The organism is Ktedonobacter sp. SOSP1-85, from assembly GCF_016587415.1.
In the GTDB taxonomy this organism is placed as follows: Bacteria; Chloroflexota; Ktedonobacteria; order Ktedonobacterales; family Ktedonobacteraceae; genus Ktedonobacter.
In genome coordinates this window covers 5759878-5777266 of record NZ_BNJI01000001.1, presented here as the reverse complement: position 1 = coordinate 5777266, position 17389 = coordinate 5759878, and the positions used below count along the sequence as shown (strand labels likewise).

Here is a 17389-nt window from a genome sequence, read left to right as displayed (position 1 = left end):
ATAGCACTATCCCGATTGGATTATATTGCTTCAAGGCGTTTTGCCTCTTGCATTGTCCTCAAATAGGCAAGAATAGCCTGGGTGCCTTGGGCAATGATCTTCAGCGGTGGTGTCTGTAATGGATTGCCATCCAAATGAAGCCGTTTTAACGACGAGAGATTACCTAACTCCATAGGCAGAGAACTAAGCTGGTTGTTTTGCAAGAATAACATTCCTAATTCAGAGAGATTGCCAATTTCGCCAGGAAGAGAGCCGAGTTGGTTATGGGATAAACGCAGCATCCGTAGGTCAGAAAGCTTGATTATTTCTATAGGGAAAGTGCTGAATTGGTTATTACCCAGCAGAAGCGAGCGCAAAGCGGTGAGGTTGCCAATTGCGACAGGAAGAGAGCTTAGCTGGTTGTTATCCAGACGAAGTGAACGTAGCAAAGAGAGATTACCAATTGCGACAGGAAGAGAGCTTAGCTGGTTGCGCGAGAGATCGAGTACCTCCAGTTTTGAGAGACTCCACACTTGTTCAGGTAGAGAGCTGAATTGGTTGTTGCCCAGGTAAAGTGAGCGCAAAGCGGTAAGATTGCCAATTTCCATAGGAAGAGAGCGAAATTGGTTGTTTGCCAGGTCAAGAAAGCGCAAATTATGCAGGTTCCATACTTGCTCAGGTAGGGCGCTGAGCAAGTTGTCGTCCAGTTCAAGCCATTCTAACGAAGAGAGCCTACCTACTTGTTCAGGCACGGTGTTAAGCTGGTTGTTGTTTAGGTGAAGATTTTTCAGCGAAGAGAATTGCCATACTTCCGAGGGGATCTGCGTTAAATCGCATTCGCAGAGATGCAGTTCAATTACACGCCCGAATTGATCATATTGACACCGCTTATTCTTACTCAAATAATAGTGAACTTCGCATTGTTTATCAGGGTCCCAATGACTCAATTCCCGTTGAAGTTGTTTCACAATCCTCTGTCGTTGAAGTTGCCCTATGATCTGCTGATTCGATTTCATCGCCGTTTTCCCTTTTCACTTGCATTTTGCTCCATTCTAGCAGATCAGCTTATTTCCGTATAGATGAGGCACTCGCTGAGTATTACAACAAATTGCTGAGTTACTTTGACCTTGTTTTTTTGGCAAGATTTTCACAGAAACTGTCTTTAGAGCAGATAGGTTGTTTACGGCAATACAGTAGAAATTCTGCCATCCATTTTGACATCCTAGAGGTTAAGATCATATACATTTGATTCGCCACGAATGGACAAAAATAAAATGCCCTTTCGCTTAACAAGCCCATGGAACCTCACCAGAAGAGCACCTAGTTTCTCGCGTCGTGGACTTCAACTCTCCCCGAGCAAAAAGATATAATAGAGCATCACATATTCTAAAATAGGAGCAAAAGGAGCCTTTCAAACTATGAGTGCTGGAGTAGGGCTCTACAGTAGCCACGACATCACAGAAGAAGAGCTGGCGGGAGTTATCCTTCAGACCGGTGGAAGATTGACACCAGGCTCGCCAGCAGGGTACTTTGGAGGCCTCATTGATGGCGAAGCTTATGTATGGGTCTTTCGTATGCCCTGCTATGATGGGGTCTTTGATAATGAAGGCAACCCTCTCGATGAGGACGACATCGTGTTAATCGATCAGGCCAAAGCGTTGCTCGGCGCTGAGTTTCAAACCTGGATCTATATCCATCTTGGCAGAACACCAGGCAGCCAGCGGCTGGCCGTCCGCTTTGCCTATACCTGCTGTCAGCGTTGGCCATGTGTCGTTGATACCCTTGAGTCGAAAAGACGAAGACGAATATTTTCGAGCCAAGAGATCGAGCAACTGTACAAGGAAGATGGAGCATTTACTGGGTACGGATTGTGAAGAGCAGATCTAAAAGAAAGAAGTTTACACTTTAGTACAGGCCCGAGAAAGCTCTTGTGTAAGGAGAGGGAGGGTAGTTAGAATAAGATTATGGAAAGAGCATCTTTGATGGATTCGCTTATAACATTATCAAGGAAAAATGAATGCAAGAAGAGATTGAAGTAGCGTTCCCTTTGTGTAAAACGCTTGTAGCCAACCCACACCTCTCCGATTACTTCCATCGATTGAGTTTCTCACCATCAGGTTCTGTCGATATGGCTGATGGAGCTGGACATTCCGTCCTCTCGGTGGTCAAGGGAAAATTTTCAATTCATCCCATAGATCAAAGCTCTATTCAGGTAAGATTGTATGATCTGGTAGAGTTGCATCCCTACAAAGGTAACGAGCAGATCCGCATGCTAGAACCAAGCAGTGTTAAGGTGACACGTGAGGAGGGGTTGTTCGCATTTCGGGGAGCATGGTGGGGACGGAAAGGTGAGGACAAGAGTAAGTGGCCTTGCATGCTCTATTGGGCCAGATACTTTTTCGAGGTTGACCCATTGGAGCAACTCTCTAGTAACAGGCAAGGGAGCGCGTATCATCGCGTCATGGTAGAACCTGACACGCGGTACTACTATTGCCAAGATGATCTTGATACTGAGACACTGACGGTCGCTGATCTGAATGACCTTGGAGTCTCGCTCCAACCTGAGGCATACGCTAGAGAGGAATATAAGGGCAAGATTGTTTTGGGATACAAAGAAAAATAGACATCAATCAACAGTAATTGAGAGCAAAAGTGAGAGCAAAACCGCTCAACAGACATCGAAAAAGTTAGACAAGAATAGACAAGAACAATCTCATAAATCGGCTCAAGAAGCCCTTAGGGAAGCCATGGAAGCCACACAAAAAACCCATCAAAAGGAGTTCAACTCTCCCTCATATCCATTAACAAAGTCACTTGCAAAGTCATTTCGCAAGTGACTTTATCATGCTGCAACTTTTTTTATATTACAACCTTCCTCACGTCTTTCTGGTTAAATTCTACGTAAGACCCATTTTAAACGATAAATTATATCCAAATCCGGCTTTAGCAATTTTATCTACTAATTGACACCCATCAGGAAAAAAGATATGCTAGCGCAAAAGAAAACTATCGATGCTCACCAATATAGGAGTTTTGCATGCGCGATCCCAATCAGTCTAATGTTCCTCCTCAGCCGGGATATCCTCAAGGTCAGTATCCTCCTCAGCCAGGGTATCCTCAGGGGCAGGGGAGGGCACACCAGCGATCAACCTATCAGCGGAGACGCCATCTCGGTCGTTTTCAGGTCCGTATAGGGTCACTGGGCTTTATTGCCTGTGCCGCAGGAATCTATCTACTAGTTACTGGTCGGGTAAAAAATCCCGTTGCAGAGCTTGCCCTGATCGGAGGAGGTGCGCTAGTCTTCGTGCTCTTCGTGCTCCTGCCACTGTCCCTACGCCGCTAAATCCGGAATCTGAGGTGCAAGAACGGAAAACAAGGGTAAACCAGATTTAGCCGTATTCTCTGCACCTCAGTAGTCTATTCTTGGAAAAGAGCGAAAAGTGTTGTCACTAAGGTGGTAAGGTAGCCAATTGGCAGAAAATGCTAAAGTGGTAGGGAGAGAGAGAAGACGGGTACGCCGATAAACCTACTTCACCTTTGCATATCAATAGCAAGCCACAGAGTAGAAATTCTGACATCCATTTTGACATCCTAGAGGTTAACATCATATATATTTGATTCACCACCAATGGACAAAAACAAAATGTCATTCTGCTTAACAAGCCAATGGAACCGCATCAGAAGAGCGCCTAGTTTCTCGTGTCGTGGACTTCAACTCTCCCCCAACAAGTCGTTTCGATACAACATAACAGAAGAAGGCGAGCCAACCAGGTCCGTTCCGTGTTGCTACACGGAGCTGGCTCGGGTCGCCTTTTTGTGTTATCTCTGGCTAAAAGATGAAGAACATGTTACGCGATTTGCCGAAACGAAGCGCTAAACCGTAAAGAAACAGTTTTTCTTGTCTTACTAGTTGCCGCCATAGCCACCGTTGCCGCCATAACCACCATAGCCACCGTTGCCGCCATTGCCACCATTGCCACCGTTGCCGCCATAACCACCATAGCCACCGTTGCCGCCATTGCCACCATTGCCACCATAGCCACCATAGCCACCATAGCCACCATAGCCACCATAGCCACCATAGCCACCATAGCCACCATAGCCACCATAGCCACCATAGCCACCATAGCCACCATAGCCACCATAGCCACCTTTGCCATGACCATGACCATGACCATGACCATGACTATGACCACAGCCACCTGTGCCATTGACCAGTTCTAGTTCTGCATCGCTTAGTTCGGCTTCGCCAGCATGGTTGGTTAGCAATGTTGTTCGTACATCTTCAATGGAATACTGGTCAAACGTATCCTCTTTCCAGGCCTGTACAATATCATATTTCATACTTGCAGTCCTTTCTTTGTAGGGCGAGAGCCGATTGTGGCGATTGCATATGTCTCCTTATTGAGGAGCAGATGTCTTTCTCTCATCTATCGCCAGCATAGAAGAGGTATACCTCAAAGATATGCAAACTCATCAACATTGAGCGGTTTTTAGTGGTTGAGCGTCGATTGTGTATATAAGTCGCTTATGCGTATAATAAGAGAGACTATAGTGCTGGATAGGTATTGACTCAGATAGACTTTATCCAAATAAACCAAATTGCTTAGATGCTTGCCTTTTCAAGAATTCGCTGCCAACCTAGATCGGGAGGAAGATCCTTTCGTTCCAATGCCAAAAAAAGGGAATACTAAAAAATCCCTACCCTAGAACAGGTCTAAACCCGCTCTATAAGACAGTTTCTCATCCCTTGTTACTCAAACAACTATCAACAGCAAGCCATAAGGCCCATAACATAAAATAAGTGAGAGCAAAAGTGAGAGCAAAACCGCTCAACAAACGTTGAAGAAGTTAGACAAGAATGGACAAAAATAACCCACTCTCAAGCTCAAAATGGCCGCGAACAGAGCTTCAAAGCCAGGCCAAAAAGCCGCAATGGGAGGTTCAAATCCTCTTACCCTGGACCCTTAGAAGGTTAGAAGTAGAACCGATAAACCTACTTCTAACCTTTACGTACCAATGGCAAGCCATTTAGAGGCAATCGTCCATGGGCATAAAAATAACCGATATCGGACTATGCCAAATATCGGTTAAGGTGTTGGTTTAACTCTGCTATTAGTAAATGCCCTGAAATGTGGATCTGCCACGCGGAGCCGCGCAACGGCCTGATTTACAGGGCAGAAATAGAGGTACGCGTTGCTGATGGCTCAGGTAGATTGTACATCTCTCTAGAAGCTTAAAGGATCTTCTCCTCTAATTCCGCTAATTCCGCTCGCACGTCGATCACGAAGTATTCTAGAGTAGATTGCATTGTAAGGAGATGCATGAGCCCCTGTTGCATACAACGCGTATAGGATTCTTCGTCTGGTTGGGCATCTGCATGTCTGAATGCAGCTTCTAAGGTGCTTAGCTCACGTTGCAAAAAGTCATACTTTTTCCAGCATTTCTCAAGCATAATAATCCCCCTTTCATCTGTACAATATGTGCCAATTGTACACCTGCATACATAGCTCAGGGGTAGAGCGTCGCACCCACACGCGGAGGTCGATGGTTCAAGTCCTTCTGTATGCTCCCAGGTTTGGGTTCATCCCAAGCCATACAGTATAAATTCTGACATCCATTTTGACATCCTAGAGGTTGAGATCATATACATTTGATTCACCACTAATGGACAAAAATAAAACGCCCTTCCGCTTAACAAGCCAATGGAACCGCACCAGAAGAGCGCCTAGTTTCTCGTGTCGTGGACTTCAACTCTCCATCATCTCCACCACTCAAACCACTTGTGAAGCTACCTCACAGGCGGTTTTGTTTTGCTACACAAACTGTAAGGACAACAATCCAAACTTCCATTACTGGCACCTTACTAGAAACACAATTGTCTAAATAAAAGACTACGTTGATAGAGAATTCAAATAGCAAGGTATGTAGATGAAACAGAGGTAAATCTAGCACAAGACATGGCTATGCTTTGTGCTTGCCATCACCGTATAATCCACCGAAACCCAGAAAGACCGCTTAGTGCCCGTCGTGCAGTTTGACAAATCGATGCACGTCAATCCTGATACACTGCGTACCTGGGTGAAAGGACGCACTAAAAACCAACAGCAGTAGAGGGAGAGTAAGAAACGTGGCAAGAACAAGGCGTGCCCCCAAGGGAGATGGCAGTGTGTACCCGCGCAAAGATGGGCGTTGGGTTGGTAGTTTTCATGATGACAAAGGCAAGCGTCGCAACTTCTACGCGAAAACGGAGCGCGAGGCCCGCGCCCTACTGCGCAAGATGCAACATGAGTCGCAAGCTGGAACGCTGGTCGATCCCTCCAGGGTGAAGACTGGCGACTACTTCACGTACTGGTTTGGCATCCATGGGCCAACAATTCGCGGCACGTCAGCGTGTACCTATGCTGGTTACATCAATAACCGCATCATTCCTGCCCTGGGCCATATCCCACTGCAAAAGCTGACGGTTGATCACCTTCAGAGCTTCTATAGCTCACTCATCAATGAGGAAGTGAAACCCAAGAGCGTGAAAGACATCCACATGATTGTGAATGCAGCACTTGGCCAGGCGGTCGAATGGGGCAAGCTTGGCCGTAACCCAGCATCTAAGGCGAAACTCCCACGTGAGAGCAAGAAAGAAATGCAGGTCTTCAACAAAGTGCAAATCCAGGCCTTGCTCACGTTTGTTGAGGGCCATAAACTGGAATGCATTGTCACATTAGCGCTGGCCACAGGTATGCGCCAAGGTGAGCTGCTCGCCTTGCGCTGGTCGGATATCGATTTGGAGCGCAAAATGGTGCAGGTACAGCGCACACTCACCTACATTCCAGGGCAAGGCCTGAAAGAAAGTGAGACAAAAACGGATAGTGGACGCCGCGCTATCGTTCTGGCCGATCATGCGATTGCAGTGCTCAAGAAGCACCGTACAGCACAACTTGAACAACGGCTTATGGCTGGTAACAAGTGGAGAGAGCACGGCCTGGTGTTTTGTAGCATCTATGGCACCCATACCTGGTCCGCCAATGTGAGACACGCCTTTGTTCGTCTCTTGCATGATGCGGAGTTACCCATCATCCGATTTCATGACCTACGCCACTCCTGCGCGACTGCACTCCTGTGCATGGGTGTGCATCCCAAGGTGGTGCAAGAGATCCTGGGGCATAGTAGCGTCGCCATCACGATGAACATTTATAGCCATGTCTTGCCATCCATCCAGCAAGAGGCGATGGCAAGCATGAATGCATTTATGACCGGGAAACAGGGAGTCATATAATGCGGAATTTGGGCCAACTGCTGTCACATACGCTGTCAAGTGGGACATCCTGGGGAGCTCGGAACGCTCTACAAGCGGGACACGAGGGAATATATACTCAAGTCTATAGCTTGTGAGAATAGCTATAACTAAAACAGAGTATCACTCTCTTCGCACGAGGATGTCAGATAGCACCGATATGATTATAAAAAGCACACCAGACGATCAGATGCCTTCGGATGCACAGCGTCATGCGTTCCCTTATGACCAGGACAGCGTACCGGGGCCTGCAAGTTCGTCACATATTCTTGAAGAAGCGCTCAGGCTCTTGCTAGCGCCCAATACAGATTATCATGTGCGTGTGCAAGCGACACGGCGCCTGGCTCGCTGTGGTCCGTCTACCCTGCCCCTCGTACTGGCAACCCTGAGCAGCACACCTGAAATCCTGGTGCCCGCATGGCCCTGGTGGCCCCCTCAGTATGAGCATTGCAGTCGCCTGCTCGCTAACCTCTGCCAGAAGGCAGAGCTTAGATTGGATGAACTCTTGAAGCATCCCACACTGAGTGAGCCAGCGGGACCAGTGCTCTGGATCAGTGTCATTGAGGCCACCACCCACCTGCCCGGAACCAACTATGAAGACCTGCTGTGTGCCGCGCTGGCCTCTCCCTGGAAGACAGTGCGCTATGCCTCGGCCATAACGCTGGCGACCCGAGCAAGCCGAAACACGCTCGCACCAGCCACTATCAGCGCGCTCTATGCCTGCCTTGACTCAGAAGAAGATTTTCCGGTCCGCCTGACCGCGGCCTATACGTTGCTTCATTGCCGGGAGTACATTGGGCTGGATATTTTATTGCAGTTGCTCAATCCCAAAGCCCCTTTTGAGGTGCGTAAGGCCGTCGCCTTCTTGCTTGCCACGGAACTGCCGGTCCATCTCTCGGTCGCTCAACGCGAGCAGTTAACGACCTGCCTGCTCTATGTCCTGGAAGACCCACTTACCGAGCCTGAGCTAGCCACCCAGGCCTCACATGCCCTGAGCAAGGTCGCGCTCCCCTCCTTGCTTCCAACGCTTATTGATCTGCTCCAGGCGGAGCGCCCGGCGTTGCAGATTCTGGCCCTCACGACACTTGAAGAGATAGCCAACTCATCCATGATGCGCAGAATGATGCGCCGCCATACACTGCATACTTATATCATGCCTCTCTTACGCTCTCCAGAGAGCGAGGTACGCCGGCAAGCTTGCTATACCCTTGCCTCCTGCGGCGGAGAATACGTTGCCGCTGTTTTTGGCACGATTGCCCTCAATAGGGAGCACCCGGCTCATATGGAAGCGCTCGAGGGTCTGCGCATGCTGCGAGGAGTCTTACGCGCCTCTATTCGCGAAAACACGGTCCGCTGGCTGCTCCACGCGCTCAAAGATGCCGATGAAGCGGTGCAAGTCACGGCGCTAGACTCGCTGTCCTATATCCTGGTCCAGGCTCGAACACAGGGGAAACGTCAGGCGCTCCAGGAGATCAGTGGGTTCATCGCGAATGATCCCTTGATCCTGCTCTTACTCAATGTACCAGGCGCCTGGGTCAGACAACGCACCATCGAACTTCTGGGCTTGCTCTGGAGTCCACACACCACCTTTATGCCTCCTCAGAATGAGATGCTGCGCCTCCTCACTGATAGTGATAGCGGCGTACGGGCCTGCGCGGCCTTCGTCTGTGGGCACATCGGCGCGCGCTGGGCCGTGCCTGGCCTGATTCAAAGTCTGCTTGATGAGGACCCGCACGTATCCCAGACCGCCTTTAACGCCCTCTGTCAATTGACGACGACTGCCGATCCAATTTTCTGCGCGGTCCTGCAAGAGCTGGCACGCCTGGCGCAGGCCTCCCAGCCGTACCCACTCGCGCAGCAGGCGCTACAGATTCTCCATAAAAGTCAGCGACAGAAGCCCTGATCTGCACTCACAATTTGCGCGTGGACACACAACCCTCTATACTATGTATAACTTTGGATAACTTGTATCATCTTTTTATACTCTGGAAGAGAGTTGCGATAGCGTCATGAGTCCTTCTAATTTAAGCATCGGCATCGCGTTTATGGCGGGGCTAGTCTCGTTTCTTTCGCCGTGTGTCTTGCCGCTTGTCCCCATCTATCTAGGGCAACTGGTAGGGCAGAGCATCTATCAAGTGGCGGATGAGCAGGCAGGTATGCAACAGCGATTGAAGACCATGCTACATGCCAGCGCCTTTATCATTGGCTTTACCATTGCCTTTGTCGCACTAGGGGCTACCGCCAGCACGATGGGAAGATTTCTTGTCAGCCAGTTGACACTCTTGCGGCACATCGGGGGGGTTATACTCTTTGTGATTGGCCTGCACCTGGCCGGGATCCTGAAGATCCCCTTTCTCTACTATCAGAAGCGTATTGATTACTTTCCATCACGCCCAAGCTACTGGGTCTCTATCGTCATGGGCATCGTTTTCGCCATCGCCTGGTCGCCTTGTGTAGGACCGATCCTGGCCTCGATTCTCTATATGGCTGCATTCGCCTCGACGCTTCAGCAAGGCGTGCTGCTCTTACTGGCCTATTCACTGGGGCTGGGTATTCCCTTCCTGCTGCTGGGGCTGGGATTGAATCAACTTAGCGCTCTGCTCAAGCGCCTCAAACCGCATCTGGGGAAAATTGAGATCGCGACAGGCATCTTTATGATGGCTGCTGGAGTGGTTGTGTTTTTCAACTTCTTAACGCTGTTCAATTCGTACTTTCGCCTGAGCTAAAGTTAATATTCTGTAGGGATGTGGTGCGCGCTCGTAGCCTGCGGCTACGAGCGCGCACCACATCCCTACAGAACTTACACTGAGCGGAGAAATAGCATGCAATCGCGAATGGGGGGTAAGGCGGTAGGACTAAACAGGAGGCACGGCATACTCTGGCGCATGCTGATCTTCAGCACACCTTATCTCTGCCTGTTCGTGCTCTGCTGGCTGATCCCTGGGCAGGCGCTGCTGGAGCGCTTGCGCTGGCTAGATAGTGGAATATGCGCGCACCTGCCCACCCACCTGCTCTACGCAGGAACCGAGGCCCTGCCACTGTGTGCGCGCGATACTGGCATCTATCTAGGACTCTGTGTCTCCTTTGCTGGACTCGTGCTGAGTGGCAGAGGGAGAGCGCAACAGTACCCTTCGCGTTGGCTACGCCTTTTCCTGGGTGGAGGTGTGCTCGCCCTGATCATCGATGGCTGCAACTCGCTCGCGCTTGACCTGCATTTTCCCCATCTCTACACACCCAACAACCTGTTACGGCTGGGAACGGGCTTATTGACAGGATTGGCAATCGCCGTGTTCTTGCTACCAACGCTCAATCAGATGGTCTGGAAATACTACCATGACTCACGCAGCCTGGCCTCCTGGCGCGCACTGCTTGGCGTCTTTCTCCCCATCCTGCTCCTATGCTTTGGCAGTATCGCCACACACATACCACTTACTGGAGATATCATAGCCATTTTAAGCACACTGGGTCTGCTACTCGCGGTAGGCAGCCTGAACATGATGGGCATCCTCCTGACGAGAAGACGCTGTGAAACCTTTACGGCATACCGCCAGTTGCTCCCCTTGCTGGGACCAGTCCTGCTCCTGACGGTGAGTGAACTCCTCCTGCTTGCGCAGGCCAAACTCTGGCTCTTGCAGGCCCTAGGGCTTCACATACACTGAGTCATGGCAAACATCTCTCGATGTCGCTCGCGATTTAACAGCCCCCCCAATCAGCTTTGATCTTCTTCGCTAGCTCGGGATCAATATCGACCTGCTCGCCATGAGCAATGCGCATCACCTTCTCGCGTAGATGCTGTGGCGCACGCTCAATAGCACAACAGTCATGAACCAGGCGCTTGACCCTCATGTCAAAATGAAAGCGACATTCGCAATGTGGGCAAGTCGTCAGATGCTGTTGCACAATTTCGATTTCCTGCGTATTGAGTTCCCGATCAATATAGAGATGAAGACGAGCTGTAATTTCATAACAGCTTAAGCAATCCAAATTTTCTCCCATAGAACTATTCTCCTGCTCCTAGCTCGCCATTGCATTGTACCTGTTCATTCTAACATAAAGCGAAGCCAGTTTCATTCCCTGTATGACTTCCTTAGGGAATTCCCTGCTCTTTAGCTCATTGGAGTAATGCGACTTTCGCGCCTGCGGTGCTCAAGGGTAAGAGGATGTCTGTGGGAAACGCGACAATGCCGCGTTTCCCACAGACATCCTCTTACCTCGAAGACTCACACAACGAGCCGAGACAAGGACCTGGAAAAATGAGAAAACTTTGAGATAATTCGCCAGGGCCTTTTCATTCTAAACGTCCTTGAGATATACTGAGAGTACTTGCAAGAAGGTGCCTTAGTATAGGGGGACCTTGCGCACTAGAGGAGAGCTTAATGTCAGAACTTGATCCGAAAGCGTTAGATGAACAGCAGACGGAACCGGAAATAGAAAACGACGATGACGATATGGAGACACCAGTAGCGTCGGCAGAACATGCGGTTACAGAGGATTTTGAGGCGGGTGTGGTAGCCCAACTTGATAGTCTGTACCGTACGGCATTGCGCCTGACGAATAATCCCCAGGAGGCCGAGGACCTGGTGCAGGAGACGATGCTAAAGGCGTTCCGCTTCGCGCATACCTATCATCCAGGCACCAATCTGCGCGCCTGGCTCTTCCGCATTCTGAATACGTCGGCCATCAATCGCTATCGTCGCCAGGCCACACACCCAACCCCGGCCTCACTGCCCGAGGGAGAAGAGTTTTATCTCTATAATCAAATTCGCGATATTAATGGGCAGGAGCTATCTCAGGGAGTTGAAGACGAGGTCTTAAATCAATACCTGGATGAGGATGTCTATAAAGCGCTCAATGACCTGCCATACAACTTTCGTATGCCCGTCATCCTGGCGGATATCGAGGGCTTGTCCTATAAAGAAATTGCCGAGTCACTACAGATTCCCATTGGCACGGTCATGAGTCGCATCTCGCGCGCCCGGCGCCAACTGCAAAAGTCGCTCTGGCAGTACGCGAAGGATCGAGGCTACGTCAGAACGCCGTAACGGTAGCCTTGATCGCTCTCCCGCTCCACCCCTGGATGACCATCGTAGCCACCAGGGGGTAGGCACGCTATATGTCTTCTTCTGTCACTTTTCGCGCAATAAAAAGTGCGTCGGCCCGCTTCCTCTCCCCCCTAACCACATAGCCCAACCCAACCATGCCAGGCTTACTTTGCTGAGGTAATGAACTCTTTTAACTCTGCAATAGTGGCGGGCGCATCATACGGCCATTTGAGCCATAAAGATTGACGGATACCTCGAATCCCGGTAGAATCAAACCATATCTTCTGGAAAGGGTTGTTTATGGCGGACATCGAGACCTGGCATAACAGAGATAATCGCTACACACTTCCAGCACAGGATCAGCTAGGAGTATTGACCAGCACACGCACGGTCGTTCTCCAGAGTACGCATGTCAGAATCAACCCGGAACACATCGAGCACTTCTGCGCGCAATGGCAACAAGGCGCCGCGCTTCCTGGAGGGAGTCAAGCGCTTGACGAGGTACCATGGGACGTTGAGCATCACTTCTTTGACGGAGGATTGCGTACTGTCAACTGGATGCTGCTCCTTGACGCGCTCAACTTCTGTTTCTGGGCCGAAAAGCAGCAGCCACGCTGGACCATTGAGTACAAAGGCCAGACGCTCAACGGCTACTGGGCGGAGGCTGCGGCCCTTACGCGCGCGGTCGAAGAGGGCCTGCCGCTCTGGGATGCCGCCTATCTGTGCGCCCTTGATGCCAAAACGCTTGCGCATATCTTTCGTGGTTCGCAGCAAATTCCGCTCTTTGAGCAACGTCTACACAACGTGCACGAGGTTGGGCAGGTCCTGCAACAGCACTTCCAGGGCAACTTTTCCCAGGCTATCGAGCAAGCGCAAGGGAGCGCACCCAGGCTGGCGCAACTCCTGGCAAGTTATTTTCCTTCTTTCAACGATATCACGACGTATCGGGGACGAGAGGTACGCTTCTTGAAGCGTGCCCAGATCTGTGTCTCCGACCTCTATAGCGCCTTTCATGGCCAGTCATGGGGAGCATTCTCAGACCTTGAGCAGCTCACCGCCTTTGCGGACTACAAAGTCCCCCAGGTTCTGCGCCATTTCCATATCCTTGAATATAGCGCCCCACTTGCACAGCGCGTCGATGCCCAGGAACTCCTTCCCGCTGGTAGCGAAGAAGAGGTGGAGATTCGGGCCGCGACCATCTGGGCATGTGAGTTGATCCAACGCAGGATGCGTACCCTGGGGTACAACGTGACCCCAGCAGAGGTGGATCAGCGCCTCTGGCTTATAGGGCAAGACGCTGAGCAGATGCAACCCTATCATCGTACACGGACAATATTCTATTAACCTGACTGTTACAATAAAAACAACTCTACTATAGATTTGGCAAGGCTTATGCAACTGAAAAATTTACTTGCTGCCCTTGAGCAGCCTCCTACCCATATTTACGGCGCAAACACGCTCCCTGAGCAAGATACTATTCTGGGATTGGCCTACGACTCACGGAAGGCCGCGCCCGGCTATCTCTTTATCGCCGTCCCCGGCGTACACACCGACGGGCGCCGGTATGTGGCGGATGCTGCGCAGCGCGGGGCCGTTGTCGCGCTGGGTGCGCCACTTCCTTCAGCAACCGACCTGCCTATTCCATATATTGAGGTCGAGGATGTCCGCACAGCGTTGGCCGACCTGGCCTGCGCCTTCTATGGCTTTCCCGCGCGCGAGCTCTGCACCATAGGCGTCACCGGCACCGACGGAAAGACAACCACATCGAATATTATTAGTACACTCTTTGACGCAGCCGGGCGACGCACGGGAATGATGACCACGGCGAACTTCAAGCTCAATGGGCAGGAATGGGCCAACGCAACGCGTCAGAGTACGCTAGAGGCCCTGGAGATCCAGGAATTTCTGCGCAAAATGGTTGAGATGCAGGCCACCCATGCTGTCATTGAATCCACCTCACATGGCCTGGAACTCCAGCGCGTGCGCGGCTGTGCCTTTGACGTCGGCGTGGTCACCAATATCACACATGAGCACCTGGATTTCCATAAGACGCTCGATGCCTATCGCAGAGCCAAGGCACGCCTCTTCGAAATGCTCGATCCAGAGCAAGACAAAGGGCAGGGATACCGCAAGGTGGCCATCCTCAACAAAGACGATTCCAGCTACGAAGTGCTCAAACCCTATTGCCGCGTCCCCATTCTCGACTATGGTATCGAGACAGACGCAGCAGTACGCGCCGTCGACTTGCACCTACAGGCATCTCGTACAGCCTTCCGGCTCATTCTTCCCGACGCAGAGTGCCAGATCGAGACCCCCCTGATTGGACGCTTCAACGTCAGCAACTGCCTGGCGGCTATCGCGACCGCGTACAGCCAGGGCATCCCCCTCGATGTGATCACACAGACGCTGGCTACTATCAAAGGCGTTCCAGGGCGTATGGAACATATTGATGAGAGACAAAACTTTAGCGTCATCGTCGACTATGCACACACCGCCGATAGTCTCCAAAAAGTACTAGCCATTTTGCGCCCCGTCACCACAGGAAAGCTCATGGTGGTCTTTGGTTCAGCGGGCGAACGTGATCGGCAGAAACGCCCCGTCATGGGAAGTGTTGCCGCACAAATGAGTGACTTCTTCGTTATTACAGATGAAGATCCACGCGACGAAGATCGCGAAAGCATTTTACGCGAGATTGCCGTGGGAGCCGAGCAGGCCGGAAAACAAGAGGGAAGCGACTTTCTCTGCATTGCAGATAGGCGCGAAGCCATCGCAACCGCCTTCTCGCGCGCACAGCCTGGAGACACAGTACTGCTCGCAGGCAAGGGACACGAGCAAAGTATTATCATAGGGAGAGACAAGCTCCCCTGGGATGATAGACAGGTTGCAAGAGAAGAGTTACGCAGCCATGTCCAGTAAATTGACCTGTTGTACGATTGGTATTTGCATAAATTCAAAGAAGCAACGCGTGTCATTGCGGCGCGTTAAGACACTGGAGCGTCTGAGCCATCGTTTTGTTTTGGAGTACGTATGAATTTTATTCTCTGGTTATTAATAATATTCGCTGCGTGCGCGGTTGCGAGCCTGGCCCTCTGCGGTTTGGCAATGGTGCTCTTCCCCAAATTTCGCAGTGGAGAGCACAAACCAGGAACGCATCGTCCAGATATGCCCGCCGGGGGGCGCGAAATCAAAACCATTGAGTTGCCCCTGGTTGGTGGCCCCGCGTTTACCCTGGCTATCGTTGGCATTGGTGTCTGGGCGGGATATGTTTTTCAACTAAATAAAGATCAATGGACAATGCTCCTGATCGGCCTGGGCGCTACATTTGGCTTTGCGCTGATCGGCTTTCTTGATGATTGGAATAAGGTCTATAGCAAAGAGGGGCTCTCGGAGCGCGTGAAATTTGGCGGCCTCTTCCTGGTCTCCGCCACAGCCGCCGTACTCTACTTTTTCCTGGTCTCAACCGGACAAGAATCGTATAGCTTTTACAAAGATTTACCTATCCTCAATACCCTTCTCTCTAATCCAGGTTGCGCGGCTGATACGACCTGTCGCGTGCATCCTGGACAGTTCGCATTCTATGGCTGGCTCATTTTCCTTGTGTTGATGACTGGTTTTGTCGGTAGCTTTACCTCGGTGGCCGTCGACTTTAGCGATGGCCTGGATGGCCTGGCTGGTGGCCTTGTCTTTAGCGCCTCGCTCGCCCTGGGCATTGTCGTGACTGGACTGATTGACCCCAGGCATCCGTTGGGCATCGTCTTTGAAATCCTCGCGCTCCTCTGCGCGGGCAGCACCCTGGGTTACCTTCCCTGGAACTGGCCCTCGTCCTGGGCAGCCAGGCACCGCACCGCTAAACGCAGCGCGAAGATCTACATGGGTGACTGCGGCGCCCTGGCCCTGGGCGGCATGATGGCCATTATCGCCATCTTTTCACGCAACGAGCTTCTGCTCTTACTCCTGGGTGGAGCATTTGTCCTGGAAGGCCTCTCGGCCCTCATTCAATCACGTGTGCTAACACGCTTCTTCCGTCGCTCATTGACGACGCTTCGCTTCGCCAATACGGATGAGTTTGTGCCACATACTGAGTTTCCACTGCCCTTCCTGGCCACACCTCTGCATCATCACTTCGATCTGCTGGGATGGGATCGACGCCGCCTTGTCTATGGCGCATGGGCGCTGGGAGCCTGTTTCGCGGCCCTGGGTGTCATGTCGGGCCTATCGACTTTTACCTGGGAGCGCTACCTGGCACGTATCCTGGTGCTCATCCTGGCCCTGGCCATCTGGACGAGCGGCTCCTGGACCAAGTGCTACTTTGTGGGCAAGCACCCCGCCGAGCGCTCACGCAGACGGCGCCTGGCTCTCTACTATGGCTATCCCTACCGCATCATGGGCGTTCGCCTCTATCATCTCGTCGAGGTTATCGAGGCCAGTGAGAATGTCATCGAAACTCCAGCTGAGGAGTTGGCTCTCTGGCAGCGTATGACCATCTACGATGCGCGCTCCATGCTGGGCCTTTACTGCTACCGTGCTGGCTACTATCCAGCCGCGCTCGCGCAGTGGACGCGCATCCCCGAGCGTAACCGCGTCCTGCGCCCAGAAGTAACTCGTCTGCTCTTCGAGGTCGACGAGCGCCTGGCCCTGGAGAAACAGGAGACGCAGCCCATGCGCCGCGACCAACTCATCCCGCAGGAGCCGATCCTCTCGGGGAATCTCCCGCCAGCCGATCTGCCCAACCCGCATGAGCCAATTCGCAGCGACGAGACGGCGGGGATACTGGCAGGCCCATGGGAGTCACTTAAGTCGACGCATTCGTACCCCATTAACAATGAGGAAATAGAGGACCTGGACGAGGACGACGAAGAGGCTCGGATCATGACCGCACCGCTCGGCTCCTCGACTCATAGAGAGAGTGAGCCCAACGGCCATAACGGGCAGAATGGCCAAAAAAGCCAAAACCTGAGCGATACAAGCGATGCCTCCCTCTCAGGCAATGGTGCGCAGCAGACGTCTACCCCCTCCAGGTGGTTCACCCGTCTCTTCCGCTCATCATCAAAGTAGAAACCGGGTAAGAGTAAGGGCG

The 17389-nt window shown here is 51.6% G+C and carries 15 protein-coding genes and 1 tRNA gene; 12 read left to right on the top strand and 4 right to left on the bottom strand.

Annotated elements, in window-relative coordinates:
* Nucleotides 1–20 precede the first annotated feature (20 nt).
* Complete coding sequence (locus KTE_RS24100) at nucleotides 21–995, bottom strand: leucine-rich repeat domain-containing protein (protein ID WP_201385478.1); 975 nt, start codon at nucleotides 993–995, stop codon at nucleotides 21–23.
* 402 nt (nucleotides 996–1397) lie between these two features.
* On the opposite strand from KTE_RS24100, the gene KTE_RS24095 reads away from it, so the two are divergent.
* The 3 genes from KTE_RS24095 (at nucleotide 1398) to KTE_RS24085 (ending at nucleotide 3322) form a co-directional block, all read left to right on the top strand.
* Nucleotides 1398–1853, top strand: coding sequence for a hypothetical protein (locus KTE_RS24095; RefSeq protein ID WP_201385476.1), 456 nt, complete (start codon nucleotides 1398–1400; stop codon nucleotides 1851–1853).
* Between the two features lie 143 nt (nucleotides 1854–1996).
* Entirely contained in the window at nucleotides 1997–2602 is a 606-nt protein-coding gene (locus KTE_RS24090; RefSeq protein WP_201385474.1) for a hypothetical protein, read from the top strand.
* A 414-nt stretch (nucleotides 2603–3016) separates the two neighbouring features.
* Nucleotides 3017–3322, top strand: coding sequence for a hypothetical protein (locus KTE_RS24085; RefSeq protein ID WP_201385472.1), 306 nt, complete (start codon nucleotides 3017–3019; stop codon nucleotides 3320–3322).
* Nucleotides 3323–3885: 563 nt separating this feature from the next.
* Here KTE_RS24085 and KTE_RS24080 read toward each other — a convergent pair.
* Entirely contained in the window at nucleotides 3886–4323 is a 438-nt protein-coding gene (locus KTE_RS24080; RefSeq protein WP_201385470.1) for a hypothetical protein, read from the bottom strand.
* 892 nt (nucleotides 4324–5215) lie between these two features.
* Nucleotides 5216–5434 carry a hypothetical protein gene (locus tag KTE_RS24075; protein ID WP_201385468.1) on the bottom strand — a complete coding sequence of 73 codons (219 nt, stop codon included), beginning with the start codon at nucleotides 5432–5434 and terminating at the stop codon, nucleotides 5216–5218.
* 45 nt (nucleotides 5435–5479) lie between these two features.
* Between KTE_RS24075 and KTE_RS24070 the strand changes: the two genes are divergently transcribed.
* The 5 genes from KTE_RS24070 (at nucleotide 5480) to KTE_RS24050 (ending at nucleotide 10929) form a co-directional block, all read left to right on the top strand.
* Nucleotides 5480–5550 (top strand) — tRNA-OTHER (locus KTE_RS24070).
* A 559-nt stretch (nucleotides 5551–6109) separates the two neighbouring features.
* Nucleotides 6110–7252 (top strand): site-specific integrase, encoded by a 1143-nt coding sequence (locus tag KTE_RS24065; RefSeq protein WP_201385466.1) that lies wholly within the window; start codon nucleotides 6110–6112, stop codon nucleotides 7250–7252.
* A 178-nt stretch (nucleotides 7253–7430) separates the two neighbouring features.
* Nucleotides 7431–9173: a HEAT repeat domain-containing protein gene (locus tag KTE_RS24060; protein WP_201385456.1), complete on the top strand. Its 1743-nt coding sequence runs from the start codon at nucleotides 7431–7433 to the stop codon at nucleotides 9171–9173.
* Between the two features lie 106 nt (nucleotides 9174–9279).
* Nucleotides 9280–9996, top strand: a complete 717-nt coding sequence (locus tag KTE_RS24055) for a cytochrome c biogenesis CcdA family protein (RefSeq protein WP_201385454.1) — start codon at nucleotides 9280–9282, stop codon at nucleotides 9994–9996.
* A gap of 96 nt (nucleotides 9997–10092) precedes the next feature.
* The gene (locus KTE_RS24050; RefSeq protein WP_201385452.1) at nucleotides 10093–10929 is read left to right on the top strand and encodes a DUF2085 domain-containing protein; all 837 of its coding nucleotides are present in this window, start codon (nucleotides 10093–10095) and stop codon (nucleotides 10927–10929) included.
* Between the two features lie 34 nt (nucleotides 10930–10963).
* Here the strand turns inward: KTE_RS24050 and rsrA are convergent, their stop codons facing one another.
* On the bottom strand, nucleotides 10964–11266 hold the full coding sequence (rsrA, locus tag KTE_RS24045) for a mycothiol system anti-sigma-R factor (protein WP_201368579.1): 303 nt from the start codon (nucleotides 11264–11266) through the stop codon (nucleotides 10964–10966).
* Between the two features lie 380 nt (nucleotides 11267–11646).
* Here rsrA and KTE_RS24040 point away from each other — a divergent pair, with 380 nt between their 5' ends.
* From KTE_RS24040 to KTE_RS24025, 4 genes are all read left to right on the top strand, one after another.
* The gene (locus tag KTE_RS24040) at nucleotides 11647–12312 is read left to right on the top strand and encodes a sigma-70 family RNA polymerase sigma factor (protein WP_201385450.1); all 666 of its coding nucleotides are present in this window, start codon (nucleotides 11647–11649) and stop codon (nucleotides 12310–12312) included.
* 300 nt (nucleotides 12313–12612) lie between these two features.
* A complete protein-coding gene (locus tag KTE_RS24035) occupies nucleotides 12613–13656 on the top strand; it encodes a queuosine salvage family protein (protein WP_201385448.1) in 1044 nt (347 codons plus the stop codon).
* 48 nt (nucleotides 13657–13704) lie between these two features.
* Nucleotides 13705–15228 carry a UDP-N-acetylmuramoyl-L-alanyl-D-glutamate--2,6-diaminopimelate ligase gene (locus tag KTE_RS24030; RefSeq protein WP_201385446.1) on the top strand — a complete coding sequence of 508 codons (1524 nt, stop codon included), beginning with the start codon at nucleotides 13705–13707 and terminating at the stop codon, nucleotides 15226–15228.
* Nucleotides 15229–15339: 111 nt separating this feature from the next.
* A complete protein-coding gene (locus tag KTE_RS24025; protein ID WP_201385444.1) occupies nucleotides 15340–17367 on the top strand; it encodes a hypothetical protein in 2028 nt (675 codons plus the stop codon).
* Nucleotides 17368–17389: the final 22 nt, after the last annotated feature.

Bases quoted from the DNA above. Each gene is read 5' to 3' on its own strand.
- KTE_RS24100 (WP_201385478.1), bottom strand. From the start codon at position 995: ATGAAATCGAATCAGCAGATCATAGGGCAACTTCAACGACAGAGGATT.
- KTE_RS24095 (WP_201385476.1), top strand. From the start codon at position 1,398: ATGAGTGCTGGAGTAGGGCTCTACAGTAGCCACGACATCACAGAAGAA.
- KTE_RS24090 (WP_201385474.1), top strand. From the start codon at position 1,997: ATGCAAGAAGAGATTGAAGTAGCGTTCCCTTTGTGTAAAACGCTTGTA.
- KTE_RS24085 (WP_201385472.1), top strand. From the start codon at position 3,017: ATGCGCGATCCCAATCAGTCTAATGTTCCTCCTCAGCCGGGATATCCT.
- KTE_RS24080 (WP_201385470.1), bottom strand. From the start codon at position 4,323: ATGAAATATGATATTGTACAGGCCTGGAAAGAGGATACGTTTGACCAG.
- KTE_RS24075 (WP_201385468.1), bottom strand. From the start codon at position 5,434: ATGCTTGAGAAATGCTGGAAAAAGTATGACTTTTTGCAACGTGAGCTA.
- KTE_RS24060 (WP_201385456.1), top strand. From the start codon at position 7,431: ATGATTATAAAAAGCACACCAGACGATCAGATGCCTTCGGATGCACAG.
- KTE_RS24055 (WP_201385454.1), top strand. From the start codon at position 9,280: ATGAGTCCTTCTAATTTAAGCATCGGCATCGCGTTTATGGCGGGGCTA.
- KTE_RS24050 (WP_201385452.1), top strand. From the start codon at position 10,093: ATGCAATCGCGAATGGGGGGTAAGGCGGTAGGACTAAACAGGAGGCAC.
- rsrA (WP_201368579.1), bottom strand. From the start codon at position 11,266: ATGGGAGAAAATTTGGATTGCTTAAGCTGTTATGAAATTACAGCTCGT.
- KTE_RS24040 (WP_201385450.1), top strand. From the start codon at position 11,647: ATGTCAGAACTTGATCCGAAAGCGTTAGATGAACAGCAGACGGAACCG.
- KTE_RS24035 (WP_201385448.1), top strand. From the start codon at position 12,613: ATGGCGGACATCGAGACCTGGCATAACAGAGATAATCGCTACACACTT.
- KTE_RS24030 (WP_201385446.1), top strand. From the start codon at position 13,705: ATGCAACTGAAAAATTTACTTGCTGCCCTTGAGCAGCCTCCTACCCAT.
- KTE_RS24025 (WP_201385444.1), top strand. From the start codon at position 15,340: ATGAATTTTATTCTCTGGTTATTAATAATATTCGCTGCGTGCGCGGTT.